Annotated in this window: 25 protein-coding genes and 1 other RNA gene; 16 read left to right on the top strand and 10 right to left on the bottom strand. The window is 57.4% G+C overall.

Annotated features, from left to right (window positions below; all coding sequences use genetic code 11):
• Position 1: 1 nt before the first annotated feature.
• A complete protein-coding gene (pepP, locus tag FZF01_RS09760) occupies positions 2-1,342 on the bottom strand; it encodes a Xaa-Pro aminopeptidase (protein WP_150277986.1) in 1,341 nt (446 codons plus the stop codon).
• Between the two features lie 14 nt (positions 1,343-1,356).
• Positions 1,357-1,929: a UPF0149 family protein gene (locus FZF01_RS09755; protein WP_223825466.1), complete on the bottom strand. Its 573-nt coding sequence runs from the start codon at positions 1,927-1,929 to the stop codon at positions 1,357-1,359.
• A 218-nt stretch (positions 1,930-2,147) separates the two neighbouring features.
• Here FZF01_RS09755 and FZF01_RS09750 point away from each other — a divergent pair, with 218 nt between their 5' ends.
• The 4 genes from FZF01_RS09750 (at position 2,148) to FZF01_RS09735 (ending at position 3,482) form a co-directional block, all read left to right on the top strand.
• Positions 2,148-2,357, top strand: coding sequence for a TIGR02449 family protein (locus FZF01_RS09750; RefSeq protein WP_150278190.1), 210 nt, complete (start codon positions 2,148-2,150; stop codon positions 2,355-2,357).
• Complete coding sequence (locus tag FZF01_RS09745; RefSeq protein WP_150277985.1) at positions 2,354-2,656, top strand: cell division protein ZapA; 303 nt, start codon at positions 2,354-2,356, stop codon at positions 2,654-2,656. The genes FZF01_RS09750 and FZF01_RS09745 overlap by 4 nt, the downstream gene beginning before the upstream one ends.
• A 40-nt stretch (positions 2,657-2,696) precedes the next feature.
• A non-coding RNA gene (ssrS, locus tag FZF01_RS09740) (6S RNA) lies at positions 2,697-2,876 on the top strand.
• Positions 2,877-2,879: 3 nt separating this feature from the next.
• Positions 2,880-3,482 carry a 5-formyltetrahydrofolate cyclo-ligase gene (locus FZF01_RS09735; RefSeq protein WP_150277984.1) on the top strand — a complete coding sequence of 201 codons (603 nt, stop codon included), beginning with the start codon at positions 2,880-2,882 and terminating at the stop codon, positions 3,480-3,482.
• A 333-nt stretch (positions 3,483-3,815) separates the two neighbouring features.
• Here FZF01_RS09735 and ilvA read toward each other — a convergent pair whose 3' ends face one another.
• Positions 3,816-5,330 carry a threonine ammonia-lyase, biosynthetic gene (ilvA, locus tag FZF01_RS09730; RefSeq protein WP_150277983.1) on the bottom strand — a complete coding sequence of 505 codons (1,515 nt, stop codon included), beginning with the start codon at positions 5,328-5,330 and terminating at the stop codon, positions 3,816-3,818.
• Positions 5,331-5,451: 121 nt separating this feature from the next.
• Between ilvA and rpiA the strand changes: the two genes are divergently transcribed.
• The gene (gene rpiA / locus FZF01_RS09725) at positions 5,452-6,126 is read left to right on the top strand and encodes a ribose-5-phosphate isomerase RpiA (protein WP_150277982.1); all 675 of its coding nucleotides are present in this window, start codon (positions 5,452-5,454) and stop codon (positions 6,124-6,126) included.
• A gap of 132 nt (positions 6,127-6,258) precedes the next feature.
• Here the strand turns inward: rpiA and FZF01_RS09720 are convergent, their stop codons facing one another.
• Together FZF01_RS09720 and FZF01_RS09715 are read right to left on the bottom strand one after the other, a co-directional pair.
• A complete protein-coding gene (locus FZF01_RS09720; RefSeq protein WP_150277981.1) occupies positions 6,259-6,927 on the bottom strand; it encodes a fumarylacetoacetate hydrolase family protein in 669 nt (222 codons plus the stop codon).
• Positions 6,928-6,958: 31 nt separating this feature from the next.
• A complete protein-coding gene (locus FZF01_RS09715) occupies positions 6,959-8,350 on the bottom strand; it encodes an FAD-binding oxidoreductase (protein ID WP_150278189.1) in 1,392 nt (463 codons plus the stop codon).
• Between the two features lie 177 nt (positions 8,351-8,527).
• Here FZF01_RS09715 and serA point away from each other — a divergent pair, with 177 nt between their 5' ends.
• Positions 8,528-9,757 (top strand): phosphoglycerate dehydrogenase, encoded by a 1,230-nt coding sequence (gene serA / locus FZF01_RS09710; RefSeq protein ID WP_150277980.1) that lies wholly within the window; start codon positions 8,528-8,530, stop codon positions 9,755-9,757.
• Between the two features lie 26 nt (positions 9,758-9,783).
• Here serA and FZF01_RS09705 read toward each other — a convergent pair whose 3' ends face one another.
• A complete protein-coding gene (locus FZF01_RS09705; RefSeq protein ID WP_150277979.1) occupies positions 9,784-10,419 on the bottom strand; it encodes a 2OG-Fe(II) oxygenase in 636 nt (211 codons plus the stop codon).
• Positions 10,420-10,584: 165 nt separating this feature from the next.
• On the opposite strand from FZF01_RS09705, the gene FZF01_RS09700 reads away from it, so the two are divergent.
• On the top strand, positions 10,585-11,334 hold the full coding sequence (locus FZF01_RS09700) for a DUF2059 domain-containing protein (protein ID WP_188434459.1): 750 nt from the start codon (positions 10,585-10,587) through the stop codon (positions 11,332-11,334).
• 18 nt (positions 11,335-11,352) lie between these two features.
• Here the strand turns inward: FZF01_RS09700 and FZF01_RS09695 are convergent, their stop codons facing one another.
• Positions 11,353-12,285 (bottom strand): alpha/beta hydrolase, encoded by a 933-nt coding sequence (locus FZF01_RS09695; protein WP_150277977.1) that lies wholly within the window; start codon positions 12,283-12,285, stop codon positions 11,353-11,355.
• Between the two features lie 195 nt (positions 12,286-12,480).
• Here FZF01_RS09695 and FZF01_RS09690 point away from each other — a divergent pair, with 195 nt between their 5' ends.
• Complete coding sequence (locus tag FZF01_RS09690) at positions 12,481-14,658, top strand: malate synthase G (protein WP_150277975.1); 2,178 nt, start codon at positions 12,481-12,483, stop codon at positions 14,656-14,658.
• 61 nt (positions 14,659-14,719) lie between these two features.
• Here the strand turns inward: FZF01_RS09690 and FZF01_RS09685 are convergent, their stop codons facing one another.
• Complete coding sequence (locus FZF01_RS09685) at positions 14,720-14,893, bottom strand: YqaE/Pmp3 family membrane protein (RefSeq protein WP_150277974.1); 174 nt, start codon at positions 14,891-14,893, stop codon at positions 14,720-14,722.
• A gap of 188 nt (positions 14,894-15,081) precedes the next feature.
• Here FZF01_RS09685 and chrA point away from each other — a divergent pair, with 188 nt between their 5' ends.
• Complete coding sequence (gene chrA / locus FZF01_RS09680) at positions 15,082-16,386, top strand: chromate efflux transporter (protein WP_150277973.1); 1,305 nt, start codon at positions 15,082-15,084, stop codon at positions 16,384-16,386.
• A 47-nt stretch (positions 16,387-16,433) separates the two neighbouring features.
• On the opposite strand, the gene FZF01_RS09675 is transcribed toward chrA, so the two are convergent.
• Complete coding sequence (locus tag FZF01_RS09675; RefSeq protein WP_150277972.1) at positions 16,434-17,885, bottom strand: aldehyde dehydrogenase family protein; 1,452 nt, start codon at positions 17,883-17,885, stop codon at positions 16,434-16,436.
• A gap of 185 nt (positions 17,886-18,070) precedes the next feature.
• Between FZF01_RS09675 and FZF01_RS09670 the strand changes: the two genes are divergently transcribed.
• The 3 genes from FZF01_RS09670 to FZF01_RS09660 all read left to right on the top strand — a co-directional run bounded on the left by FZF01_RS09670 (position 18,071) and on the right by FZF01_RS09660 (position 21,969).
• Positions 18,071-19,477, top strand: coding sequence for a mechanosensitive ion channel family protein (locus tag FZF01_RS09670; RefSeq protein ID WP_150277971.1), 1,407 nt, complete (start codon positions 18,071-18,073; stop codon positions 19,475-19,477).
• Between the two features lie 114 nt (positions 19,478-19,591).
• Positions 19,592-21,451, top strand: a complete 1,860-nt coding sequence (locus FZF01_RS09665) for a cation:proton antiporter (protein WP_150277970.1) — start codon at positions 19,592-19,594, stop codon at positions 21,449-21,451.
• The gene (locus tag FZF01_RS09660) at positions 21,448-21,969 is read left to right on the top strand and encodes a GNAT family N-acetyltransferase (RefSeq protein WP_150277969.1); all 522 of its coding nucleotides are present in this window, start codon (positions 21,448-21,450) and stop codon (positions 21,967-21,969) included. Before FZF01_RS09665 ends, FZF01_RS09660 begins: the two co-directional genes overlap by 4 nt.
• Positions 21,970-22,076: 107 nt before the next feature.
• Here FZF01_RS09660 and FZF01_RS09655 read toward each other — a convergent pair whose 3' ends face one another.
• Positions 22,077-22,226, bottom strand: a complete 150-nt coding sequence (locus FZF01_RS09655) for a DUF3096 domain-containing protein (protein ID WP_150277968.1) — start codon at positions 22,224-22,226, stop codon at positions 22,077-22,079.
• Positions 22,227-22,465: 239 nt separating this feature from the next.
• Here FZF01_RS09655 and FZF01_RS09650 point away from each other — a divergent pair, with 239 nt between their 5' ends.
• From FZF01_RS09650 to FZF01_RS09635, 4 genes are all read left to right on the top strand, one after another.
• The gene (locus FZF01_RS09650; RefSeq protein ID WP_150277967.1) at positions 22,466-23,242 is read left to right on the top strand and encodes a sulfite exporter TauE/SafE family protein; all 777 of its coding nucleotides are present in this window, start codon (positions 22,466-22,468) and stop codon (positions 23,240-23,242) included.
• 104 nt (positions 23,243-23,346) lie between these two features.
• Positions 23,347-23,613 (top strand): DksA/TraR family C4-type zinc finger protein, encoded by a 267-nt coding sequence (locus FZF01_RS09645; protein ID WP_150277966.1) that lies wholly within the window; start codon positions 23,347-23,349, stop codon positions 23,611-23,613.
• Positions 23,614-23,669: 56 nt separating this feature from the next.
• Positions 23,670-24,689 carry a diacylglycerol/lipid kinase family protein gene (locus tag FZF01_RS09640; RefSeq protein ID WP_188434460.1) on the top strand — a complete coding sequence of 340 codons (1,020 nt, stop codon included), beginning with the start codon at positions 23,670-23,672 and terminating at the stop codon, positions 24,687-24,689.
• Positions 24,686-25,519, top strand: coding sequence for a metallophosphoesterase family protein (locus tag FZF01_RS09635; protein ID WP_150277964.1), 834 nt, complete (start codon positions 24,686-24,688; stop codon positions 25,517-25,519). The genes FZF01_RS09640 and FZF01_RS09635 overlap by 4 nt, the downstream gene beginning before the upstream one ends.
• Position 25,520 lies beyond the last annotated feature (1 nt).

The following is a 25,520-nucleotide window of genomic DNA, read 5'->3' as shown; positions in this document are numbered from 1 at the left end:
TTCACGCAAGCGCCCCTGCGTCTTCATGTGAACTGGCCATCAAGGCCTCGATTTCATCCGGATCCTTGATCACGTCCGCGCTAAGCACATCGCAACCTGCTTTGGTCACCAGCACGTCATCTTCAATCCGGATGCCAATGCCCCGCCACTTGCGTGGCACCGTCTCGTCGTCAGGGGCGATATATATCCCAGGCTCAACGGTCATCACCATACCGGCTTCAAGCTCTCTCCAGGCGCCACCCACACGGTAGTCACCCACGTCATGCACGTCCATACCCAGCCAGTGCCCGGCGCGGTGCATATAGAAGCGTTTGTAGCCCTCGCCGGCAATCAGCTCGTCGACGTCGCCCTGCAGCAAACCCAGATCAACCAGCCCCGAGGTAATCACTCGTACCGTTGCCTCGTGCGCTTCGTTCCAGTTGCGGCCTGGAGCAATCACCTCGAACGCCGCCGCCTGAGCCTCAAGCACAATGTCATAAATGGCGCGCTGCTCGGCAGTAAAGCGTCCATTGGCGGGAAAGGTGCGAGTGATATCACTTGCGTAACAGTCCAGTTCGCACCCGGCGTCTATCAACACCAGATCACCGTCGCGAATCTGCGCATTATTTTCGGTGTAATGCAGGATGCACCCGTTTCGGCCCGCAGCAACAATAGAGGAATAGGCCGGATAACGGCTTCCATGGCGCATGAAGGTATGCTGTAACTCAGCCTCCAGCTGGTATTCCCAGCTTCCCGGCCGGCATACCTGCATGGCCCGCGTGTGCGCCTTGGCAGAGATCTGCGCCGCCTCACGCATCACCTTGACCTCGGCCGCACTCTTGTACAAACGCATATCATGCAGCAGATGATCCAGAGCGACGAATTCATTCGGCGGAGTGGCGCCGAGTCGAGCCTTGCTGCGAATGACATTGATCCAGTTGGTCAATCGGCGGTCGAAGTCCGGATTGGCGCCCATGGCGTAATACACTCGCTCGCGACCCTCGATCAGTCCCGGCAAAATGTCGTCTACATCGGCAATCGGAAAGGCATCATCCGCTCCGTACTCCGTAGCCGCGCCATCCTGCCCCGCGCGATAACCGTCCCAGAGCTCCCGCTCCTTGTCCTTCTCGCGGCAGAAAATCACATATTCGCCATGCTCTCGCCCTGGGATGAGCACTGCCACCGCTTCAGGCTCGGGAAAGCCGGTCAGGTACTGAAAGTCGCTGTCCTGACGGTATTGGTATTCCACATCCCGGTTGCGCACGCGCATCGGAGCGGCAGGCAGCACTGCGATGCTGTTGGGCTCCATCTGCGCCATGAGCGCCTTGCGGCGTCGGGCGTATTCCTGTCTGGATATGTGCATGCCTACCTCTGATGTCAGTGCAATGATGCCGGGGGCTTGGTCTCGCTGTCGGAAGCGGGCTGGCACTCACTGAAGAGCATCAGCACCGCCATGCGCACGTACTCCATTACTTCCATGTAATCCACTTCATTGGCTTCCGATTCCTCCAGATCAGTCTGCACCTGAGCAATGGCAGCAAAGTCACGCAGGGCGCTATCCGCTTCCTCGCTTAGTTCGTTGTTGCGCTCGACCAGTCCGAAACCACCAAGAAATCCTTCGCACCACTGGCCCAGCGCCTGGGTGCGCCTGTCGACGGTCGCGCCGTCGTCCGGCAACAACAGTGTGATATCGAAGCCGGTTCCGGTCAGCTCCGCCAGGCTGGCATCGTGTAACAGGATAAGTTGAACCTTGCCAGCCTCGGAGAGGGTGCCTCGGGTATCGAGTAATTCCTGGGCTACGTTCAGCCAGGTGCCATGATCATAACGGGCACCGGCCGACAACCGCCCTACCAGGTGGCCATGTAATTCGGCAGGAAAAGCTGCCGCGCCCAGATCAGTGAACAGTTGAGCATAACGGTCAAAATCGAATACAGCTGGCATGAGTGCCATAAATCGGAGCCTCCAGGGTTTTACCAGGACAGTATAAAAGCAGATGACTGCGGCGGCGGAGCATATATGTTGCGTAATCTACTGCCCCGCGCGGGCAGGGTCCAGCGCAGCGAACCTCAGGCATCAAGCCGGGACCCGGGCATCTGCCTGACACAGGTTTGACCGGCTTGCGGCGCCACTCTATAGTTGCCCAACACCGGGAAGACAGAATGGCGAAAATGGAAGCACCCGACATCAATACCCTGACACTGAAAGTGGCCCAACTGATCGACTTGTGCGACCGCCTCCAGCAGCAGAATCAGCATCTGCAATTACAGGAAAAATCCTGGAGAGAAGAGCGGATGCAGTTAATTGAAAAGAACGATCTGGCCCGTCAGAAGGTCGAAGCCATGATATCGCGTCTCAAATCCCTGGAGCATGATGCATGAGCACCGCCACGACCGTCACCCTGAACATTCTCGACAAGGAATACCGGGTCAGCTGCCCTCCCGAAGAACGCAGCAATCTGGAGCAGGCTGCCCGACACCTGGATAGCACCATGCGGGACATCCGCAACAGCGGCAAAGTTATCGGCGTGGAGCGCATAGCCGTTATGGCCGCGCTCAATATCAGCCACGAGATGCTGACCGGTAGCCGCAAACAGGACGGCGAACTGGATCGGCAGCAACAGCAGATCGGCGATCTTGTCAGCCGCCTTGATCAGGCACTTTCGCGCCATCAATCCTGATCGGCAGTGAATTAGTGCGCACTTTTCTGTATAGTCTCTTCTGTCCCTGGGATGTTTGCCAGTCGGTGATGTCCCTGAGCCGATACTCCTGTAGAAGGAGGCCACGCGCCACTGTCAGTGTGCATGTCCGCATGACGGAAAGCCTGAGACAGTGCCGTGTCCCCCACCTTGAACTTTCGGGTTCAAGGGCTAACCCGGCAGCGGCATCTCCGGGGACTCTCACATGACTCCAACCCGACGTAAGGCGCTACGCAAGGATCTGCGTTCCGCACGCCGGGCACTGACCCCCTCCCAGCAGCATGTTGCCAGCCGCAAGCTTTTCCGGATGCTGGCACAGCACCCGCTGTTCATACGCAGTCGCCATATTGCTTTCTATCTGGCAAACGATGGCGAGATAGATCCCGCGCTGCTTTTGCGCCACGCTTGCCGCATGGGCAAGGCCTGCTACCTGCCCGTGGTGAGCGGATGGCCACGCAACAGCATGAAGTTCCAGCGCATCCACAAGCACCAGCAATGGACACGCAATCGGTTTGGTATCGCCGAACCCAGGGCCAGGGCTAGCGGCCAGACACGGCCATGGCGACTGGATATGGTGTTGATGCCATTGGTGGGATATGACCAGCAAGGTAACCGCCTGGGAATGGGCGGAGGTTTCTATGACCGGACCTTTGCCTATCTGCGCAGAAGGCAGACCTGGTTTGCGCCCAGCCTGATTGGACTCGCACACAAATGTCAGAAAGTGGACTTTTTACCGGTTGCGCCCTGGGACATACCGCTTGACGGCATCGTGAGCGACGCAGAATGCATCATGGTCGCAAGGCCCTGATTGCTATTGCTATTGCTGACTGCGCTCGCTCGCAGGCCTGCTTTCCAGAAAGCCCTGGGTGTAGCCAGTAGTCACAACCCCAAGGCCAAAAACAATGATCAATACCCAGAGCAAATCAGGTTTACGCCGCACAATTACCCCCAAATTCAGTACATTATTATTATTCGAATCGTTGTTTTGTAGGTGCAAGCACAGATGAAGCCCGACTCAGCAGACCGCAATATCATGTGAAGTCAGCGAGCGAGACAAAAGAGAACCATGAATCAAGTTCTTTTTTAGCCCCTGCCCGGACCTATGTCAAATCTGGCTGAAAAAAGCGTCGAAGGTCGGCATTCAGGCCAGATACAGTTTGTAGGCAGGGTTGTCAGTTTCATCCCAGTACATGTAGCCAATACTGTCCAGAATCTCCGGTACTTTATGTCTCTCGGCCTCGGCTACCTGCAGCCCCACCACGACCCGACCGTAGGCAGCCCCGTGATTACGGTAGTGGAACATAGAGATATTCCAGCGCCCACCCAGCTTGTTGAGGAAATTGAACAACGCGCCTGGGCGCTCCGGAAACTCGAAGCGGTAGACCACCTCGTCGGTAACCTGCTCGCAGTGCCCCCCTACCATGTGGCGGATATGCAGTTTGGCCAGCTCGTTATCAGTCAGGTCCAACACCGGAAATCCCTGATCCGCCAGCATGGCTACCAGCGCATCACGGGGATCGAGTTCCGGATGGGTCTGGACGCCAACAAAGATGTGCGCCTGCGCGTTGTCGTGATAGCGGTAGTTGAACTCGGTAATCGAGCGCTTGCCAATGGCCTGACAGAATGCCTTGAAGCTACCCGGCTTCTCCGGAATGGTCACAGCCAACAACGCTTCGCGCTTTTCACCGATTTCGGCACGCTCGGCGACATGGCGCAGGCGATCGAAATTGACGTTGGCACCGGAGTCAATGGCTATGAACACCCTGCCACTACACCCCTCGCGCTCGACGTATTTCTTGATACCCGCGACCCCGAGACAGCCAGCCGGCTCACAAATCGACCGGGTGTCATCGTAGATATCCTTTATTGCAGCGCACATCTCGTCGGTAGATACAGTAATCACCTCATCCACATGATGACGACAGACCTCAAAGGTATGTTGGCCTATCTGCGCAACCGCCACTCCATCAGCAAACAAGCCTACCTGACTTAAAACCACGCGCTCATCAGCCGCCATCGCGGCCTGAAGACAGGCCGCATCCGCTGGCTCCACGCCGATGACGCGGATTTCGGGACGCAGGTATTTGACATAAGCCGCGATACCGGCGATCAGACCGCCACCGCCAACCGGCACAAAAATCGCGTCCAGTTGCCCCTGGTGTTGACGCAGGATTTCCATCGCGATAGTACCCTGGCCAGCGATAGTATCGGGGTCATCGAAGGGATGGATGTATACCAGCCCCTTTTCCTTGATCAGCTTCTGCGAATAGGCCAACGCCTCATCAAAGGCATCACCGTGCAGCACGACCTTGGCGCCGCGTGCACGCACAGCACGCACTTTGATTTCCGGTGTGGTACGCGGCATCACAATAGTGGCCTTGACCCCCAGGTGACGGGCGGCGTAGGCCAGGCCCTGAGCATGGTTGCCTGCCGAGGCCGTTACCACGCCGCAGGCACGTTGTTCGTCGGTGAGCAGCGCCAGCTTGTTATAGGCCCCACGAATCTTGAACGAAAACACCGGTTGCAGGTCTTCACGTTTGAGCAGAACCGTATTGTCCAGCCGCTCAGACAGGAAAGGTGCGGCATGAATCGGGGTCTCCACCGCGACATCGTAAACGCGGGAGCTGAGGATCTTCTTGACGTAGGTTTCCAGCATGGGGCTTCGGCTTGTTCCGGGGAAAACCAGCAGTCTAGCGAATCGACCGGCCTGCGACTACACGCCGCCTCACCCTGGCGCGTATAATTTGCCACTTCGAATATCACCCAGAGGTATCACCATGTCCCAGGATGAATTGAAACAGGCCGTCGGCCAAGCCGCCGTAGATATTTTACTGCCGGACCTGGAAGACAGCAGCGTGATAGGTATAGGCACCGGCTCGACAGCCAACTTTTTCATTGATGCCCTGGCAAAACACAAGGGGTTTTTCGATGGCGCAGTGGCCAGCTCTGAAGCCACGGCCGAGCGGCTGCGCCAGCATGGCATTCAGGTACACGACTTAAATAGTGTTGGCAGGCTCGACTATTACGTGGATGGCGCCGACGAGGCAAACAAGCATCTGGAACTGATCAAAGGTGGCGGCGCAGCCCTGACCCGGGAAAAGATCGTTGCCGCAGTAGCGCGCACCTTTATCTGCATCGCCGATGCCAGCAAACTGGTAGACACCCTCGGCGAATTTCCATTACCCGTGGAAGTGATTCCAATGGCCCGTAGTCACGTGGCGCGAGAAATAGTCAAACTGGGTGGCGATCCGGTCTACCGCGAAGGGGTGATCACTGATAACGGCAATGTGATTCTGGATGTGCACAACATGCAGATTCACGACCCGCGCAAACTGGAAGAACAACTCAACGCTATCGTCGGCGTGGTGTGCAACGGACTGTTTGCAGCCCGACCGGCCGACATATTGCTGCTGGGCACCGCCGAAGGGGTGAAAACACTGAAACGGGCCTGAACGAATAGCTAATGGGCGGGCGCAAAATGAACAACGCGAGGACAGTTTTCAATACCAGAATCCCGTTGAGCATGTCGGCAGGATTGCGACTTAGCCTGCCTGAAAGCGCTTGACGGTGACCGGAAAGCTTTTTCAGGCGACCACTTGGGCTGATTGTTCCAGAAGACCCGGGATCGACAGATTTAAAAAATCACCTGCCTGCAATTTACCCACGCCCGCTGGCGTACCGGTAATGACAACATCGCCGGGCAAGAGCGTGAACACGGCTGCTATCTGCTGTAGCAGGGTAATGATGGGGGTGATCATCTGCGAACTATTACCCAGCTGGCGCACCTCTGCGTTGATTTTCAGCTGCATGCCAATATCATCAAGCGCCGGAGTCAGGGCCGCCGGAACGAACTCCGATAAGGGGCAGGCGCCGTCGAAAGCCTTTGCCCGCTCCCAGGGGTGGCCCTTGGCTTTCAGCTGATCCTGCAGTTCTCTCAGGGTCAGATCCAGCGCCAACCCCACGCCGGCAATCGCATTTTTTGCCTGCGTCTCATTCACCGCTCCCGTCAGGGGGCTACCGATCAGAAGAGCAATTTCTGTCTCGTAGTGCACCGGTCCGCGCGATGGCACCAGCGGTATCGGTTCGCCCAGAGCCACGATCGACGTCGAGGGCTTGATAAATAGCAGTGGCTCGGTGGGTATCGGATTGTTGAGCTCTTTAGCATGTTCAGCATAGTTGCGCCCCACACACACGACCTTGCCCACAGGCAGATCAACAGGAGAACCATCGGCGAAACGGTGTTGATAGGACATAGGCACTCCTAATGGACTGTAAGCGGCAGAGTCAGGGGAAAATCTTGCCCGGGTTCATGATGCCATTCGGGTCGAACACCTGCTTGATCGACTTCATCACCGCAATTTCAGCTTCGCTGCGGCTATAGCTCAGATAATCGCGCTTGGTCATGCCAACACCATGTTCGGCGGATATCGAACCGTTATACTTCTGCACGATCTCAAACACCCACTTGTTGACGCTGGCGCAGCGACTGAAGAATTCATCCTTGGACAGTGCTTCCGGCTTGAGGATATTCAGGTGCAGATTGCCGTCACCTATATGACCAAACCAGACAATTTCGAAATCCGGATAATGTTCGGCCACAATCGCATCGATATCGTGCAAAAAGGCCGGCACCTTGCCCACGGTGACCGAAATATCGTTCTTGTAGGGAGTCCAGTGCGAGATGGTCTCTGAGATAAACTCGCGCAGCTTCCATAGATTCTGCAGTTGCTGCTCGCTCTGACTCATCACCCCGTCCAGTACCCAGCCCTGCTCGACACAATGCTCGAAGGTGGCCAGAGCATCGTTGGCGACATCTTCGTTCAGCGCCTCGAATTCAAGCAACGCATAAAAAGCGCAATCGGTTTCGAATGGCGCGGGTACATCACCGCGCCCCATGATCTTGGCCATGGCCTTGTCGGAGAAAAACTCGAAAGCAGTCAGGTCGATCCGGTTCTGGAAAGCGTGCAACACCGGCATGATCGAATCAAAATCCGGGGTGCCCAGCACCATGGCTGTCAGGTTGCGCGGCGCGCGCTCCAGCTTCATGGTCGCCTCGACAACAAACCCCAAGGTGCCCTCTGCGCCGATAAACAACTGGCGCAGATCATAGCCCGTGGCGTTCTTGATCAGATCCTTGTTCAGCTCCAGCAATTCGCCCGTGCCGGTAACCACCTTGAGGCCAGCCACCCAGTTGCGGGTCATACCGTAGCGAATCACCTTGATACCACCGGCATTGGTGCCGATGTTGCCGCCAATCTGGCTGGACCCGGCGGAGGCAAAGTCCACCGGATAATACAGGCCCTTGTCTTCGGCGAACTGCTGCAGCTGAGCGGTGACGACTCCGGGCTGGCAGACAACAGTGCGGTCAAACTCGTTGAACTCGGTGATCTGATTCATGTAGTCAAAGGAGACAACTATTTCTCCGTTGGCCGCCACTGCGGCGGCGGAAAGTCCCGTACGTCCCCCGGAGGGCACCAGAGCCAGCTTCTGCTCATTGGCAAATCTGACCAGCGCCTGTACCTGTTCGGCGCTTTTGGGAAAGACGATCGCCAGCGGCGCGGGCTCGAAATGCTTGGTCCAGTCCTTGCCCCAGGTATTCAACGACTCCGCGTCGGTGCGCACCTTGTCGGCATCTACCAGCGTTTTCAGGGTATTGATAATGGCATCTGGGGTCATGGGCGGCTCTCGAACGGAATTCATGCTGCACCTGAAGACTTTTCATACAGGTACAGGCATCAAAAAAGGGAGATTATGCTAGCATACGCGGCTTCCGAAACAGGACTCTTGCTGCGACAAAAAGCGTCACAGAATCCTGAAGGCTTATCTTAAACAGCATTGCGGGTATCCGACACCATGAACAAAACCTCGCTGGACAAAAGCAAGATCAAGTTTCTGCTCCTCGAGGGCGTCCACCAGACTGCCGTCGACACACTGAAGGCTGCCGGGTACACCAATATCGAGTACCACGTCGGGTCCCTGCCCGAAGAGCAACTCAAGGAAGCGATTGCCGAAGCCCACTTTATCGGCATCCGCTCGCGCACCCAGTTGACTGCCGAGATCTTCAGCCACGCCCACAAACTGGTCGCGGTCGGCTGCTTCTGCATTGGCACCAACCAGGTAGACCTGACTGCAGCAATGGAAATGGGCGTGGCGGTATTCAATGCCCCCTTCTCCAATACCCGTTCAGTAGCTGAGCTGGTATTGGCCGAAGCAATCCTGCTGCTGCGTGGCATACCCGAAAAGAATGCGTCCTGTCACCGTGGCGGCTGGATCAAGAGCGCCGAGAACTCCTATGAAATCCGCGGCAAGAAACTGGGTATCGTCGGTTATGGCTCGATCGGGACACAGCTGTCCGTGCTGGCTGAAGGCCTGGGTATGCAGGTGTTCTTCTACGACGTGGTTACCAAGCTGCCATTGGGCAATGCTGTCCAGATCGGCTCGCTGAACGAACTTCTGGGTATGTGCGACATCGTGACCCTTCACGTACCGGAAACCGCTGCAACCAAGTGGATGATGGGCGAGAAGGAAATCCGCGCAATCAAGCCCGGCGGGATCCTGATCAATGCTGCCCGCGGCACCGTGGTGGACATCGACGCGCTAGCCGGCGCGCTGCGCGACAAGCACCTCAATGGTGCGGCTATCGACGTATTTCCGGTCGAGCCACGCTCCAACAAGGAAGAGTTTGTCAGCCCGCTGCGCGAGTTCGACAACTGCATCCTCACGCCCCACATTGGCGGCTCGACGCTGGAAGCACAGGCCAATATCGGCCTGGAAGTGGCTGAAAAGCTGGTGCGCTACAGCGACAACGGCACCTCCATCACGTCGGTCAACTTCCCGGAGGTCGCATTGCCTTCACATCCCGGCATGCACCGCCTGTTGCACATTCACCAGAACGTGCCCGGCGTGATGAGCGAGATCAACCGTGTATTTGCCGAGAACAACATCAACATCTGTGGTCAGTTCCTGCAGACCAACGAAAAGGTCGGCTACGTAGTGATCGACGTGTCCGCCGACGCCTCCGAGCTGGCATTGGAAAAGGCCCAGCAGGTCAAGGGCACCATCCGTGCCCGCGTACTGTTCTGATCCGCCAGTAACAGACCGGTAATCTGCTAACGCAATAGCGGATTGTCCGGTCTTCGGCGAAACCACCCCACCAGACTGGCCCGTTCCCTGTTAGCGGGTAGCACCTCATGCACAACACTGTCACTCATGAACACCACCAGGGTACCGCCCCGCGGTGCGACGTCGTGCATGCCCTCTTCCAGATGCAGCCGCAATTCCCCACCGTCTCCAGGCTGCCAGGCCTGATTCAGATAAGCCACGACCGACACCTGTCGCAGGGGGCTTCCCTTGAACCGGTCCAGATGCTTACGATATCCCGCACCAGGGGGATAGAGTGCGTAATGGGTCTCAAAACTATCGAGCCCGACGAAGAGATTGCGATTAAGCGCCGCACGCAGATCATCCATGACCTGCAGAAAAGCCGCTCCAGCCGCCGTTGGCGGGCAATCATCGAGCCAGCGCGTGTAGTCACCCCGGATCGAGGGAATGATCAGTTCTTCTCCCGCTGGACCTACCGCCGCCGGGGTCAGATCGTCCCGATGCCATAGCTGCCGACAGACCGCGCCAAGTTGCCCGACAAGCTTATCGGACAACGCCTGTTCCTGAACGGACCAGCGACGGGCCACCAGATCATCGGCGATACGCTCGAAGCAATCGCCCAGGGCAAGCGGGAACTCGGACATGGTTATGAACTCGAATGTTGCGTTTAATGCTACGCTAGGAAAACCTGACGCCCGGACCCAGTTTGACGAATCAGGCTGCCAGACGACGCATTGTATCCTGTGCCGCTGGCACGACAAGTCCGGCAAATAGCCTGGATTAACCCCAACCCCCCAATGCGAGAACCTATGCGCCTCAAATCGATACACCTGCTGGCCATGACGCTGCTGATCAGTGTCGCTCTCATCGCCATGAGCGTGAGGGCTCAAGCGCCCGAACAGCTCTATGATCTGTCGGGTATGGCAACCCACCAACGGCATTTCCAGAGCGCCCTGAGCGCCGCGCAACAACGCTATGCCCAGCAGCTACCCGCCAATGTACACGCCAGCCTGGTCAACAAGAGCAATCAGCGCTTCGAGGCACAAGCCATGCAGGACCGTGCTCGCAGCCGCCTTGCGGTATCGCTGCCCGATGCTGCCCACGAAGAGGCCATTGAGTTTTATCGCAGCCCACTGGGTCGCAAGGTCGTTGCACTGGAAACCCAGGCAACCGCCCCTGCGGCAGTCAAGGAAATGCAACGCGGTGTTGCCCAGCAGCAGATTGAGCCCCAGCGTTACACATTGCTGCGCCAACTGGGCTCTACCCTCCCCGCGCTGGAGGTAGGGGTCGAAGTCTCGATGGCCCTCGCCAATCTTGCGACCGACAGCGCCAACGAGCTGCTGGGCGGCCTGTTCCAGGTCCCGGTAGATCTGGTCAGTGCGCGCCGGGAAAATATACGCAGTCAGATGGCGCCCGATCTGCCGAACACCCTTGCCTATGTGTATCGCGACCTCAACGACCAGGAGCTTGAGCAGTACCTGCAATGGACCCAGACCGCAGCTGGCGTGGCGACGTACCAGGCCATGACACAGGCGACCAAGGATGCACTGAACCCCTGAAAAGGCGACTGGCCCGGTTCAGATATCCAGCTGCCGCGCCAGCCACGCAAGATATTGACGACGAATCAGCTCGTCCTCGTTTGCCAGGTGGTGGCGAGCCTCGGGGAGATAAAAAACCTGCGGCCTATCGAATTTCTGCTCAAGCACACGCATGTTGTGCTGCCAGTCCACAGTGCCATCCAACTGACCCTGTACAATCAGCGGGCTGAGCCCGCTGGGGCTCGCCTGCTCGATCCGGGGTATCCACTTCTCCAACGCCTGCACCCAGGCAACGGGCAGAAACTGCGCCTGCAGGGGATCGCGCTCGCGGATGAAGTCAAGAAACGCCTGATCGGTGGAATTCTCGGTAAAACGGCGACCCAATTGCTGCACGAAGCCCCCCAGCAGGCGCAAGCTGACCTGCGACACGCCCCATTTGCGAGGCCTGACCAACGGCGCCATCAGCACCGTGCGCCCCAACTCTTCAGGCAGCGGGCCATGCAGGAGCTTGTCGATCAGAATTGCACCACCCGTGCTCTGCCCCAACAGGTGCCAGGGCGCAGGCAGACCCCAGCCAGAGGCATGTATCAATACCTCGTCGAGCACTTTCTGATAACGCAGGAAGCAATCAATGCTGGCCCGCTCACCACTGGACAGGCCATGGCCCGGCAGATCAAACGCCATGACCGCCAGCCCCCGCTGCAGAGCCCAATCTATCAGGTGGCGATACAGACCCATGTGGTCGTAATATCCATGCAGGATAATGAGGGTGCCCCTAGCCTGCGGCGGCAACCAGACCTGCACCGCCACGGCAAATTCGTCGACCTGGATGCGGCCCAGATGCTGAGGCGCACGATCACTGAAGTCGATGCCGTAGTAAGACGCATAACGTCGCGCAGATTCGTCCAGCTTTCGCCCAGGCTCCAACTCTGGCAATTGCTCGACCAGCACATCCAAAAAAACCTGATCCATTCACTTCTCAACTGATCAAAAGGTGAGTATTGGTTACCAAGAAGTCGGCTACATTTATCTTTTAACGACATGGACCGCGACACAATTCCACGTCCTGAACATGATTTGCAATCGATCATCGTGTAACATACCGCGTCTCCAAATTCCACGACCTACGCACGTTCGCGAAGGTTGTCAGCAGAGTGAGGGTTTTCCATGACTGAACGCGTCCAAGTTGGCGGCCTCCAGGTTGCCAGGGTACTTCACGACTTTATCAATCATCAGGCCATTCCCGGCTCTGGCGTCGATACCGCCTCCTTCTGGACAGGTTTCGAAGCCCTTATCAACGATCTGGCACCAAAGAACAAGGCGCTGCTCGCCAAGCGCGACGATCTGCAGGCGCAAATCGATGCCTGGCACCAGAAACGTGCCGGCCAGGCCCACGACGCCGTTGCATACAAGGCTTTCCTGCAGGAGATCGGTTACCTGCTGCCCGAACCGGACGACTTCCAGGCCACCACCAGCAATGTCGACGAAGAAATCGCGACCCTCGCTGGCCCGCAGCTGGTTGTGCCGGTCATGAATGCCCGCTTTGCGCTCAACGCGGCAAACGCTCGCTGGGGTTCATTGTACGACGCCCTGTATGGTACCGATGCGATTTCCGAGGCCGACGGCGCCACCAAGGGCCCTGGCTATAACGAAATTCGCGGTAACAAGGTCATTGCGCTGGCACGCGGGTTCCTAGATGAGGCAGCACCACTGGCCGAAGGTTCCCACGTAGACTCTACAAGCTACGTGATCGAGAACGGCAAACTGGTCGTCACCCTGAAGAATGGCGCCCAGACCGGCCTCAAGGATACTGCGCAGTTCATCGGCTTTACCGGTGAGCCGGGCCAGCCACAGGGCGTACTCCTCAAGCACAACGGCCTGCATTTCGAAATCCAGATCGACCCGACCAGCAATGTGGGACAGACCGACGCCGCCGGCGTGAAAGACCTGCTGATGGAGTCTGCCCTGACAACCATCATGGACTGTGAAGACTCAGTCGCGGCAGTAGATGCTGATGACAAGACCGTCATTTACAGCAACTGGCTCGGCCTGATGAAGGGCGATCTGGCAGAAAGTGTTGCCAAGGGCGGCAGCAGTTTCACCCGCACGATGAACCCGGATCGTGATTACACCCGTGCCGATGGTTCCACCCTGACCCTGCATGGCCGCTCATTGCTGTTCGTACGCAACGTGGGTCACCTGATGACCAACAATGCCATTCTCGACAAGGACGGCAACGAAACCCCAGAAGGCATCATGGACGGCGCGATCACCAGTCTGATTGCCCTGCACAACCTCAACGGTAACACCACGCGCAAGAACACGCGTACCGGTTCAGTCTATATCGTCAAGCCGAAGATGCATGGCCCCGAGGAAGTCGCCTTCACTACCGAGCTGTTCGGACGAGTGGAAGACATGCTGGGTATGCAGCGCAACACGCTGAAAGTTGGCATCATGGACGAAGAGCGCCGCACCACGGTCAACCTCAAAGCCTGTATCAAGGCGGCCAGCGAGCGAGTGGCCTTCATCAATACCGGGTTTCTTGACCGCACCGGTGACGAAATTCATACCTCCATGGAAGCCGGCGCATTCATTCGCAAGGGCGAGATCAAGGGCGCCAAGTGGATTGCCGCCTACGAGAACAGCAACGTGGATATCGGCCTGGCTACCGGGCTCAAGGGTCGGGCGCAGATCGGCAAGGGTATGTGGGCCATGCCTGACCTTATGGCTGCGATGCTCGAGCAGAAGATCGGCCACCCAATGGCCGGCGCCAACACTGCATGGGTGCCTTCTCCCACTGCAGCAACACTGCACGCCCTGCATTACCACAAGGTCAACGTGAGCGAGCGTCAGGATGAACTGGCCAAGCGCCAGCCCGCGTCAGTAGACGACATCCTGACCATCCCGCTGGCAGAACGGACCGACTGGTCCGCTGAAGAAATCCAGCAGGAACTGGACAACAATGCCCAAGGTATTCTGGGTTACGTCGTGCGCTGGATCGATCACGGCGTCGGTTGCTCGAAGGTACCCGACATCAACGATGTAGGCCTGATGGAAGACCGCGCTACGCTGCGCATTTCCAGCCAGCACATCGCCAACTGGCTTCGCCATGGTATCTGCACCAAGGAGCAGGTGATGGAAACCATGCAGCGCATGGCCAGCGTGGTTGACCGCCAGAACGAGCACGACCCGGCCTACAAACCAATGGCACCGAACTTCGATGACAGCATCGCCTTCCAGGCAGCAGTCGAGTTGTGTGTTGAAGGCACAGTACAGCCAAACGGTTACACCGAGCCGGTTCTGCACCGCCGTCGCCGCGAGTTCAAGGCCCGCTACGGCTGCTGATCAGCAGCAATAAAAAACCCGGCTCAGGCCGGGTTTTTTTACACACTCTCGAACAACATGCTCAGTGCTTGAGGATCACGTACAGGGCATGGATGATGCCCGGAATGAAACCAAACAGCGTAAGCAGAATGTTCAACCAGAAGTGACCTTTGAAGCCCACTTCCATGAATACGCCGAGGGGCGGCAAGAGTATCGCGAAAAGGATCTTGATCGGATCGGTCGCTGTAACTGCCATGGTATGTCCTCTATTTGCATTTGATATGAATTTCAGCCTGAACGCTGATTGGTAACCTGGCAGGGCAACGGAAGATCCCGTGCCAGCTCAACTGCAACAGTCAATGCACTATCGTTGCGTTAAGCTCAGCCCTAAATGCCAGCCATAAGCTACAGACAAGCAAACGCATATACAGGTTCAATTTCCCCATGGCGCAAATACCGTTTCACGAAGCAATAGTTATCTGGTGGCGTATCGGCCTGTTGAGCTTCGGCGGCCCTGCGGGCCAGATTGCGCTGATGCACAGGATCATCGTCGAGGAAAAGGGTTGGTTGGACGAAGCGCGTTTCCTCCACGCACTCAATTACTGCATGCTGCTGCCCGGCCCGGAGGCTCAGCAGTTGGCAACCTATGTCGGCTGGCTGCTGCATGGCGTGCGCGGCGGCCTGATCGCCGGCCTGCTGTTTATCCTGCCCGGCGCAGCAGCCATTCTGGCGTTGTCCTGGCTATACGTTCTGCTCGGCGATCTGACCCTGGTAGAGGGCTTGTTTTTCGGACTCAAAGCCGCGGTGCTGGCCATTGTTGTTCAGGCACTACTACGCATTGCGGCGCGCACACTAAGAGGCACAGTCAAGCCCCTGCTGGCCGCCGCCGCCTTTATTGCTCTCTTCGTGTTTGGTCTCGCGTTCCCGCTGGTGGTCATCGGTGCGGGCCTGCTCGGCTACCTGGGAGCCCGCTTGTTCCCAGCCAATGACGGCGTGTTACATACAGCAGAAATGATCGTCCAGGTACGCCCGGGAACCCGCACCGCTGCCATCATCTGCATGTTGCTCTGGGCCGGCACCCTGCTCGGATTCCATGGACTTCTGGGCAGCGAAAACGTGTTTACCCAGATCGCCTCATTCTTCTCGAAAATGGCGCTGATCACCTTTGGCGGTGCCTATGCGGTGCTTACCTATGTGGCCCAGCAGGGCGTGGAGCACTACCATTGGCTGCAGCCCGGGGAGATGCTGGATGGTCTGGCGATGGCCGAGACGACGCCGGGACCCCTTATTCTGGTTACCCAATTTGTCGGCTTTCTTGCAGGATATCGCGAAGGATTACCTCAACCCAGCCTGCTGGCTGCGACCGCTGGCGCTCTATTAACGCTCTGGGTTACCTTCCTGCCATGTTTTTTCTGGATATTTGCCGGCGCGCCCTATGTGGAGAAGCTGCGTGGGCACCGCGCACTGTCCGCGGCCCTGGCCGCCATAACCGCCGCAGTTGTCGGCGTGATCGCCAACCTGGCGTTGTGGTTTGCCCTCAATGCGCTCTTTGCAGAAAACCATCGTATTACGCGCCATGGGCTTGATTTGCTGATCCCGCAACCAGCCAGCTTAGACTTGCCCCTGCTGGGCATCACTCTGGCCGCCTGTGTAATGACCTTTGTATTGAAAATGCGCATGCTACCCCTACTGGGCATCTGCGCGGCGCTGGGAATTGGGTGGACGCTCCTCGCACCGGCAGTCGGTTAGAACGCCCACTCCAGAGCTGCATCAGTCTTTCAGCCAAATGGAAAGACCTAGTGATCGCTCTCCAATGCACCGCTAATGACCGCATCAGCAAGTTCCCCGTAGGGCGCATACATTGCTGCGATCAGGTCCTCATTGCCACGTTCAAACACTGCCCGAGGGTTGGAAAATTCAAGAAATCCCTCTAGCCCATGGTGTCGGCCAGTACCACTCTTGCCAATACCCCCAAAGGGCAACGAAGGCAGGGCTGCATGCATTGCCGCAGCATTTACGCAAGCGCCACCGGACACAGTCCTGTCGAGAATTTGCTGAGCACTCGAAGGTGTTTCGGTAAATACGTAAATTCCCAGTGGCCGATCATGGGCATTGATGTAATCGATTGCCTCATCCAGGGTACGGTAGGTCTTGATCGGCAGAATCGGACCGAAGATCTCGTTACGCATTACCTCCATGTCATCGCTGGGATCGAGCACCAGCGTCAATGGCATGCGACGCGTCGCGCGGTCCGATTCGCCACCGATCGACAATAGTGTTGCGCCCTTTTCGCTGGCGTCATCGAGGTAGCGCTGCAATCGATCCATGTGCCGCTCATTGATAATCCCGGTAACATCCTTATGTTTGGCGTAATCAGGCACAGTGGATTCCAGCCTCTGACGCAGCAAATCAACGAGATGGTCTCGATGCGCCTCGGGTATCAGAACGTAGTCCACGGTCACACACATCTGCCCGTTCTTGATGGTCTTGCAACCGATGATCTGCTCGATGGTGGCATAATTTATGCCGTCCTCAGCGACCAGGGCCGGACACTTGCCGCCCAGCTCCAGAGTGACCGGCGTCAGATTCTGCGCGGCCGCAACCGCTACCAGCCGACCCACCTCGGTGCTGCCGGTGTACATCAGATGATCCCATTCAAGGGTCGGAAAATGCTTGGCCAACTCGATACCGCCAGCCACAGCCGCCACCTGATCCTGATCGAAGGTCGCTCTGATCATTTCCAGCGTCAGCTCACTGCAAGCCGGGGTCAGATCTGAAGGTTTGACGATAACCCTATTGCCTGCCGCGAGCATTTCCACGACCGGGCCGATGCCGATATCGAATGGGAAATTCCATGGCACCATGTTACCCACAACACCCTTGGGCTGCTGCTGGACATAAGCCCGCGCATTGCCGAACAGCGCCGGGTCGACCTCCCGTGCATGCGGCTTGACCCACTCAGCAAGGCGCTCGGCAACAAACTTCGCCCGACCAGCCACACCAAGGCACTCTACAAGGTCGGAGAATTGAGCGGGGTGGGAGCCAAAGTCTGAAGCAACCGCCTCCTGAATCCGGATACGGTAATTGAGCATCATATCGGCAAGTGCCTGGAGCAGTGCAAGCCGCTCATTGAGGGTGGGTGAGGTATTGGCCAGAAAAGCCTTTTTCTGCAGAGCGAACACCTTCTGCAGTTCGGCAATCGCCACCTCATCGGAAAAAACCAGAGCTTCACGCTCGATGAAAGCCATGATGGTACTCCTTGATTGCTTGTTTTTATTTTAGAAGACCGCCATTGCGGACTTGGTGTCAGTATGGACGCCCATACTCTAGCCCAGCAACCCGGCTCTTCTAACCCAGGGTGTCAGCGGGGCGGGGCGGCCTGCCTCATGCGCTTCGCCTCGACAACAACGGGTATAGGTGCTGCACTGAGTGTATGGCCCAAGAAAAAAGTTCGGACCCTTTAGACATACCACCCATTACCATCGAGCAAAGCATCGAAGTGGTAGGCAGCTGGGCCGAGAACCATCTGCTTACTAGCGGTACGCTGATTGAGGCTCTGGTGTTGGTGAGCATTCTGCTAGCCAGCTTTGCGCTGCGCCGGGTAATGGTGCCGCGTGTCGACACCATACTGGCACGTGAAACGCTGCTACCCGGCATGCGTCATACGCTGCATCGGCTGCTGCTGGTGGCCAGCTCCGGCATGGGCGCGTTACTGGCCTGGATCGCCCACGGCGCGAGTCAATCGGCAGGGCTGGACGGCGAGCTGCTGCGCATTGCAGCAAACCTGCTTACGGCCTGGGTAGTCATACGGCTGGCCACCAGCTTTCTGCGCCAGCCTGGGTGGGCAAAGCTCATTACCGCCGTTGTCTGGTTCGTAGCAGCGCTGGCCATTCTCGGCTGGCTACAGGCATTTCTGGATCTGCTTGATTCCATCGCGTTCAATATCGGTGAAATGCGGCTGTCACTGATGGGCTTCATCAATGGCATCCTGTTGCTGACCCTGTTTATCTGGCTATCGAGCCTGGTCGCTCGTCTGGTAGACAGCCGACTGATTTATCTGGAGGGAGTGACACCTGCAGCGCGTGTCCTGATCGGCAAAGTACTGCGTATTGTGCTGTATCTGGTGGCCGTCGTGGTGGCGCTAACCTTTGTCGGCGTCAACCTGACGGCCCTGGCAGTCTTTTCCGGCGCGCTGGGCATCGGCCTCGGTTTCGGCCTGCAGAAGATCGTTTCCAACCTGTTCAGCGGCATCATCCTGCTTCTGGATCGGTCACTGAAACCCGGCGATGTAATAGAGATTGGCGACGCCTACGGCTGGATCAGGCAAATGGGCGCACGGTACACCACTGTAGCCACCCGTGACGGCAAGGAATATCTGATCCCTAACGAAAACCTGATTACCGAACAGGTGATCAACTGGAGCTACTCCGACACTGCCGTACGATTGAAAATAGAGGTTGGCATTTCCTATCGCTCGAATGTACACCGGGCAATCGAGTTAATGGTCGAAGCTGCTTTGACCCAGCCCCGAATATTGCGCGATGGCATACATGCGCCACAGGCTCACCTGTCAGGGTTCGGCGACTCCTCAGTGGATTTCGAGCTACGCATCTGGGTAAGCGATCCGCAGCAGGGACTGGTCAATGTGGCCAGCAAGGTACGCCTGGCGATCTGGGATCTGTTTCACCAGAACGGCATCGAGTTTCCTTTCCCGCAACGGGATCTGCATATCATTTCCGCTGAAGGCCTGACCCAGCGCAAGCCCGATCCGGATGATCGTTCACGGCCGGCTACCGACTCCGCCGCCGGTGAAGACAAACTCCCCCCAGCCGCAGACTGACCTGTGAACACATTAATTCGGTATCGATCAATGACTTCCGTCGCCTGGCAACGCTGGACATAGGTAGCACTGCCGCTAAACTCGTGGGCTGATTCGCGCACCCAAGGAACACCTATGTTGTTATCGGCAAGTCTGAGCATCGCGGTCATTGGCCTCATTTCGTTTGGTTGCCAATGGCTGGCATGGCGCGTCAAGCTCCCCGCCATTCTGTTTCTACTCGCCGCCGGCATCGTACTCGGGCCCTTTACATCCGTTATCGACCCGGACCAGCTTTTTGGTGATCTACTGTTTCCGTTGATCAGTCTCTCCGTGGCGATCATTCTCTTCGAGGGCAGCCTGACGCTCAACATGAGCGAAATACGCAGCCAGAAAGCGGTGGTGCAGCGTCTGATCACCCTGGGCGCAGGTATTACCTGGCTGATCGTGGCCATTGCCACCCATTTTCTGATCGGCGTCGGCTGGGAGCTGAGCATCCTCTTCGGCGCACTGGCGGTGGTCACCGGCCCTACCGTAATCGTACCGATGTTGCGCACCGTCAGACCCAATCGCAACATATCCAACATCCTGCGCTGGGAAGGCATCCTCATCGATCCTATCGGCGCCCTGCTGGTAGTTGTGGTTTACGAGTTTATAGTGGCCCAGAGTCAAAGCGCGGGAGTTGCCCATGGTCTGCTTGCGTTCCTCGAGATTATTGCGGTTGGCACTATTCTTGGCATCGCCGGTGGCTGGTTCCTGGGCTTCGTTCTCAAGCGCGGCTGGGTACCACATTATCTGCAGAATCTGGCGACGCTCTCCGTGGTTTTCGCCGCCTTCAGTATTTCCGACTCTCTAGCCCACGAGTCGGGTCTGCTGGCAGTGACACTGATGGGTATGTGGCTTGCCAACAAGAAGGACCTGCATATCAACGAGATTCTCAACTTCAAGGAGAACCTCAGCGTTGTACTGATTTCCGGCCTGTTCATTCTGCTGGCGGCAAGACTGACTCTCGACGATATTCTTGCCCTGGGATGGACCCCTCTCCTTTTGCTGTTGGTCATGCAACTGATTGCCCGTCCTGCCTCCATATGGATCTCTTCCATCGGATCCAGCCTGACCTGGCAGGAAAAATCTCTGCTCTCCTGGATTGCTCCGCGCGGCATCGTTGCAGCGGCGGTATCCGCCCTGTTCGCGATTCGCCTGGAGGAAGCGGGACAGGTCGACGCAGGCATTCTTGTACCACTGACGTTTTCCATCATCATCGGCACGGTGGTGCTGCAAAGCGCTACTTCACGGGGCCTCGCCCGGCTACTGAAAGTCGCTGAGCCAGCAGCCGCAGGCTTCCTGGTGGTAGGAGCCAATCCCGTAGCAAGAAGCATTGCCCGCGCACTGCATAAGCAGGGTGTACGCGTGGTGCTGACCGACACCCAGTGGGAGCATATTCGCGATGCAAGAATGGAGGGCCTGGAAACATTCTATGGCAATGCCGTTTCGGCCTATGCCGACCAGCATCTGGACCTGGTGGGTGTAGGCCGATTACTTGCGCTTTCCCCCAGCCTGGGAATCAATGTGGTGGCCAGCATGCGCTATGGCAGCGAGTTTGGCGCCAAAAAGGTATATACCCTGCTGTCGACAACCGAAACCGATACGGCCGAAAAACACAAACTGGGTACCGAACATCGCGGCCATACGCTGTTTGACAAGGGCATGAGCTACAGCAAGCTGGCCAGCCTGCTCAGCAAAGGTTGGGAAATACGCACCACCAAGTTGAGCGAAGAATTTGATTTCACCAATCTTGCGCAACTGCATGAAGGCAAGGTAGTGCCGTTGTTCGCCATATCACCCAAGGGCCGGCTAGAGGTTTTTGTCGACGAGGGCACGCTGGATCCCAAGCCGGGCTGGCAGGTACTGAGCCTGACCCCGCCCAAGAATGAGGAAGCCAAAAAGGTAGCGCAAACCACGATGACCGACGACTCCAGGGAGAAAAAAATACCATGACCTCCTCACAGCCAGCGCGCGGCAATTTCACCATACAGATTGTCAGAGCTGATCTCGATTCCCCAGAGCATGCCCTTGGCATTATCACTTTGCTCGATCAGTATGCGCGCGATCCGATGGGGGGCGGTGCCCCTCTAGCCGCCAGTACACGCGAGAATCTAATAAGCGAATTGCGCAAGCGCGATACCGCCCACGTCATTCTGGCGCTGGTTGATGGTCAGCCGGCCGGACTGACAAACTGCTTTGAAGGCTTTTCAACCTTCGCCTGCCGCCCTCTGCTGAATATTCATGACGTTGTTGTGGCCGCGCAACACCGCGGCAAAGGCCTGAGCAGGATGATGTTCGAAGAAGCAGAAGCACTGGCCCGCGAGCTGGGCTGCTGCAAGATGACTCTGGAGGTCCTTGAAGGCAATACGGTTGCCCAGTCAGCCTATCGCGCTTTTGGTTTCAACGGATATGAACTCGATCCACAGCTGGGCAAGGCAATGTTCTGGGAAAAGAAACTGGACGTTAAATGACTCAAGGAGGACTGATCAGCAGCACCAGGTTTAACCGAAGCAACCGCACCAGGAGATAGCGCGGCAAAGGCAAATAGCCGACCGGAAACCCGGCCGGCCTACCGATTCTACATGCGCAGATTGAATCCACCACCGAAGATACCTACCAGACCGATAATGATCAGATAGATTGCCACGATGTAATTCAGCAAACGGGGAACTACCAGAATCAGGATGCCGGCAATAAGGGAGATCAAGGGCGTCAATGCGATATTCATGAAGTGCTCCTGCGGAGGGATCAGACCGGTTCGGCTTGGCGCATACTTGCGCTGCATATTTGACCTGCAATTGATCCTTTAGTTCCATGCCCGGCATCCGCATTTGCTCAACACAAGACCAGCCAGCGTTTTCGCTGGTGATCCGGGACCAACCCTGCGAAGCCTTCCAGGCGTTTGCCGAGATCCTGACCCGGGTTAGGGTTTACACTGGCAAGCCGCCCTGTCTCGAGATGTGTTTTATGGCCGAGCTGTTACCCTATCAATACGCGCTTATCGGTCTGATTTTCGTCTGGAGCGGCTTCGTCCGTTCAGGGCTGGGGTTTGGCGGCGCGGTGCTCTCACTGCCCTTCCTGTTGCTGGTGCATAACGACCCCCTGGTTTTTCTGCCGCTTATCGCAATGCACCTGCTGTTTTTCTCGTCGCTGACCATCGCGCTGAATAATCGCCGGCAGGCACCAGAACTACGCCGTAACGGCGGAACGGTCGACTGGCGATATCTGGGGCGCATGCTGGGTATCATGATTGTCCCCAAAATGATCGGCGTGCTCGGCCTGTTGACGCTCCCGGGCAACATCATGAGCATCATCATCTTCGTGATCGTGGCCGCCTACTCCCTATCGTATATCACCAACCGCCCCTTTCGCAGCCGCAGCCGCGTAGTAGATACCTGCTTTCTGATGCTTGGCGGTTATGTCAGTGGCACCTCGCTGATTGGCGCGCCGTTGATCATTGCTGTGGCCGCCCAGCACCTGGCCAAAGAGCAGTTCCGCGATACCCTGTTTGCCCTCTGGTTTATTCTGGTCACCATCAAGATGGCTGCGTTTCTGTATGCCGGAGTCGATTTGCAGCTGATCCATCATCTATGGCTGCTACCCTGCGCGGCAGTCGGCCATGTGATCGGTCTGCGGGCACATGCGCACATCATGCATGCCGAAACACCAGTATTTTTCCGCGTCCTGGGCAGCGTATTGCTGGCCGTGAGCCTGGTTGGCATTTGGACGATGTTGGCTGCCTGAGGCAGGGTGCGGTACCCGGCAACGACCTGGTAAAGCGTCTATGCTGTTGATAAAGCAGCTGCAGGCAATCAGGGTCGGCAGCGCACAGAAATGTGGAGACAGCCATGGCAACCGGATGGGCTCAGGATGGAGCGGTGCAGGACCAGATAGACGATACAGTGGATGAAGCGGTACAGCGGGCGCGTAACAAGTTGCCGAAAGGCGTGAGCCTGACGCACTGCGAGGAATGCGAAGTGCAGATTCCGGAGGCTCGCCGCAAGGCGGTCCCAGGCGTACATCTGTGCGTGAACTGCCAGGAGGCACATGACAGGGCCGAAGCCGGCGACTCGAGCTACAACCGCCGGGGAAGCAAGGATAGTCAGCTGCGTTGAACCTCCCCGGCCAAACAGGCTCCAACGTCCTTTCAGCCATGGATCATTCACTCAGCATGTCGAAACCCTGTCAGGACTACTCCCCAGCAGAGGCCGGTGCACCGGCAGTAAAGAATCTTGACCCGACAAGGTCACTGACCGGTACTGAACCCTTTTTCCTGGTAATGAACAACGGCTCGGGAAGCCGCGACGCAGCCGAAACACGCGAGACCATTGAAATTACGCTTGCCCGGGCTGGCAGACGCTTTGAGCTGATGCCTGTGGACGATGCCTCGCAGTTGATTGCCACCGCCAAACGGGCCCTGCAACTTGCCATCGAGCAAAATGGCATTGTTGTGGCAGTCGGGGGTGACGGTACCCTGAGCGCGGTAAGCGAGGTCGTGCTAGGCAGCGGGGTGCCATTTGGTATTCTGCCCCAGGGCACTTTCAACTACTTTGGTCGTACTTACGGCATTTCACAGGACACCGAAGCGGCGCTGGCCTGCCTGCTGGATGCAGTCATCCAACCGGTGGATATCGGGATGCTCAACGGCCGCACCTTTCTGGTCAACGCAAGTCTGGGGCTATATCCACAATTGCTCGAAGACCGGGAAGCCTACAAGCGCCGCTACGGGCGGAGTCGGTTGATCGCGCTGTGGTCAGCCCTGGTGACTCTGATGCATGCACACCGCTCCCTGAACGTGCAGATTGATCTTGAAGGCCAGCCCCGACGCCATCTGACCACGCCTACCATCGTGGTCGGCAACAACGCCCTGCAGCTCGAGCAGCTGGGGTTTGATCAGGTGGACGAGATCGAGCGTCACCATCTCGTTGCAATGACGTCCCGATCACGCGGCACCATGGCGCTTTATGGCCTGCTGATCCGGGGACTTTTAAGGCGGCTGGGAGATGCAGAAAATGTGATCAGTTTCGGTTTCGATACCATGACAGTGCGGCCACGTCGCAGCCGCAAGCGCCTCAAGGTGGCGATGGATGGCGAAATCTGCTGGATGAGCGCCCCTCTGACATTTCGTGTGGCTCCTGACAAATTACCCTTGCTGGTGCCTCGGGACCCTTCCAAGCGAGAGCGTGAATGACCTGCGTACTGCAAATATCCGATCCGCATTTCGGCACTGAACAGCCGCGCGTGATGAGTGCACTGCTGCGCCTCGCCCGAGAGCAGCAACCCGAAGTCATTCTACTGTCCGGCGACATCACCCAACGGGCACGCCGAGCGCAATTCGCCGCAGCGCAGGATTTTGTGACACAGTTGCCCGCTCCGGTACTCGCAGTACCAGGCAACCACGACATACCCCTATTCAATCTTTTCGCACGGGCATTCAACCCGTACGGTAATTACAGGCGCGCCTTTGGCAACGAACTGGAACCCGTATACGAAAGCGCTGGATTACTGGTTCTCTGCCTTAATACATCGCGCCCCTCCCGGCACAAGGACGGAGCGGTCAATAAGGCGCAAATCGAGCGTGTTGCAGCCAGGCTTGGCCAGGCCAGGCCTGAACAGTTGCGCATGGTTATGCAGCACCACCCTGTACGCGCCCGCGAACAGTCCGACCTGACCAACCTGCTGATTGGCCACGAAGAAGCTGTACCGCGATGGGTCGATGCGGGGCTGGATCTGCTGGTAGGCGGCCATATTCACCTGCCCTATGTCTGGCCTCTGCATGGTCGGCACGGCGATTCAGGCCGCAGCGGCTGGACCGCACAGGCTGGTACAGCCCTGTCAACCCGGGTGCGCGGCAGCATCCCCAACTCGGTCAACCTGATCAGACATACCTGCGAGCAGGGCCAGCACAGCTGCCAAGTCGAGAGGTGGGACTACAAGGCAGAAGAGGACCTCTTTATTGTCTCCCACACTGACACTCTGGCTATCAGCCGGAAGGTTGAGCCTGTAAACAAGAAGGAGTGAC

The organism is Halopseudomonas salina, from assembly GCF_008641105.1.
The sequence above is the reverse complement of the archived record's forward strand: the minus strand, read 5'-3'. Positions and strand labels throughout refer to the sequence as shown.

Excerpts from the sequence above, each read along its gene's own strand:
- pepP (WP_150277986.1), bottom strand. The coding sequence starts at position 1,342 with ATGCACATATCCAGACAGGAATACGCCCGACGCCGCAAGGCGCTCATG.
- FZF01_RS09755 (WP_223825466.1), bottom strand. The coding sequence starts at position 1,929 with ATGGCACTCATGCCAGCTGTATTCGATTTTGACCGTTATGCTCAACTG.
- FZF01_RS09750 (WP_150278190.1), top strand. The coding sequence starts at position 2,148 with ATGGAAGCACCCGACATCAATACCCTGACACTGAAAGTGGCCCAACTG.
- FZF01_RS09745 (WP_150277985.1), top strand. The coding sequence starts at position 2,354 with ATGAGCACCGCCACGACCGTCACCCTGAACATTCTCGACAAGGAATAC.
- FZF01_RS09735 (WP_150277984.1), top strand. The coding sequence starts at position 2,880 with ATGACTCCAACCCGACGTAAGGCGCTACGCAAGGATCTGCGTTCCGCA.
- ilvA (WP_150277983.1), bottom strand. The coding sequence starts at position 5,330 with ATGCTGGAAACCTACGTCAAGAAGATCCTCAGCTCCCGCGTTTACGAT.
- rpiA (WP_150277982.1), top strand. The coding sequence starts at position 5,452 with ATGTCCCAGGATGAATTGAAACAGGCCGTCGGCCAAGCCGCCGTAGAT.
- FZF01_RS09720 (WP_150277981.1), bottom strand. The coding sequence starts at position 6,927 with ATGTCCTATCAACACCGTTTCGCCGATGGTTCTCCTGTTGATCTGCCT.
- FZF01_RS09715 (WP_150278189.1), bottom strand. The coding sequence starts at position 8,350 with ATGACCCCAGATGCCATTATCAATACCCTGAAAACGCTGGTAGATGCC.
- serA (WP_150277980.1), top strand. The coding sequence starts at position 8,528 with ATGAACAAAACCTCGCTGGACAAAAGCAAGATCAAGTTTCTGCTCCTC.
- FZF01_RS09705 (WP_150277979.1), bottom strand. The coding sequence starts at position 10,419 with ATGTCCGAGTTCCCGCTTGCCCTGGGCGATTGCTTCGAGCGTATCGCC.
- FZF01_RS09700 (WP_188434459.1), top strand. The coding sequence starts at position 10,585 with ATGCGCCTCAAATCGATACACCTGCTGGCCATGACGCTGCTGATCAGT.
- FZF01_RS09695 (WP_150277977.1), bottom strand. The coding sequence starts at position 12,285 with ATGGATCAGGTTTTTTTGGATGTGCTGGTCGAGCAATTGCCAGAGTTG.
- FZF01_RS09690 (WP_150277975.1), top strand. The coding sequence starts at position 12,481 with ATGACTGAACGCGTCCAAGTTGGCGGCCTCCAGGTTGCCAGGGTACTT.
- FZF01_RS09685 (WP_150277974.1), bottom strand. The coding sequence starts at position 14,893 with ATGGCAGTTACAGCGACCGATCCGATCAAGATCCTTTTCGCGATACTC.
- chrA (WP_150277973.1), top strand. The coding sequence starts at position 15,082 with ATGGCGCAAATACCGTTTCACGAAGCAATAGTTATCTGGTGGCGTATC.
- FZF01_RS09675 (WP_150277972.1), bottom strand. The coding sequence starts at position 17,885 with ATGGCTTTCATCGAGCGTGAAGCTCTGGTTTTTTCCGATGAGGTGGCG.
- FZF01_RS09670 (WP_150277971.1), top strand. The coding sequence starts at position 18,071 with ATGGCCCAAGAAAAAAGTTCGGACCCTTTAGACATACCACCCATTACC.
- FZF01_RS09665 (WP_150277970.1), top strand. The coding sequence starts at position 19,592 with ATGTTGTTATCGGCAAGTCTGAGCATCGCGGTCATTGGCCTCATTTCG.
- FZF01_RS09660 (WP_150277969.1), top strand. The coding sequence starts at position 21,448 with ATGACCTCCTCACAGCCAGCGCGCGGCAATTTCACCATACAGATTGTC.
- FZF01_RS09655 (WP_150277968.1), bottom strand. The coding sequence starts at position 22,226 with ATGAATATCGCATTGACGCCCTTGATCTCCCTTATTGCCGGCATCCTG.
- FZF01_RS09650 (WP_150277967.1), top strand. The coding sequence starts at position 22,466 with ATGGCCGAGCTGTTACCCTATCAATACGCGCTTATCGGTCTGATTTTC.
- FZF01_RS09645 (WP_150277966.1), top strand. The coding sequence starts at position 23,347 with ATGGCAACCGGATGGGCTCAGGATGGAGCGGTGCAGGACCAGATAGAC.
- FZF01_RS09640 (WP_188434460.1), top strand. The coding sequence starts at position 23,670 with ATGTCGAAACCCTGTCAGGACTACTCCCCAGCAGAGGCCGGTGCACCG.
- FZF01_RS09635 (WP_150277964.1), top strand. The coding sequence starts at position 24,686 with ATGACCTGCGTACTGCAAATATCCGATCCGCATTTCGGCACTGAACAG.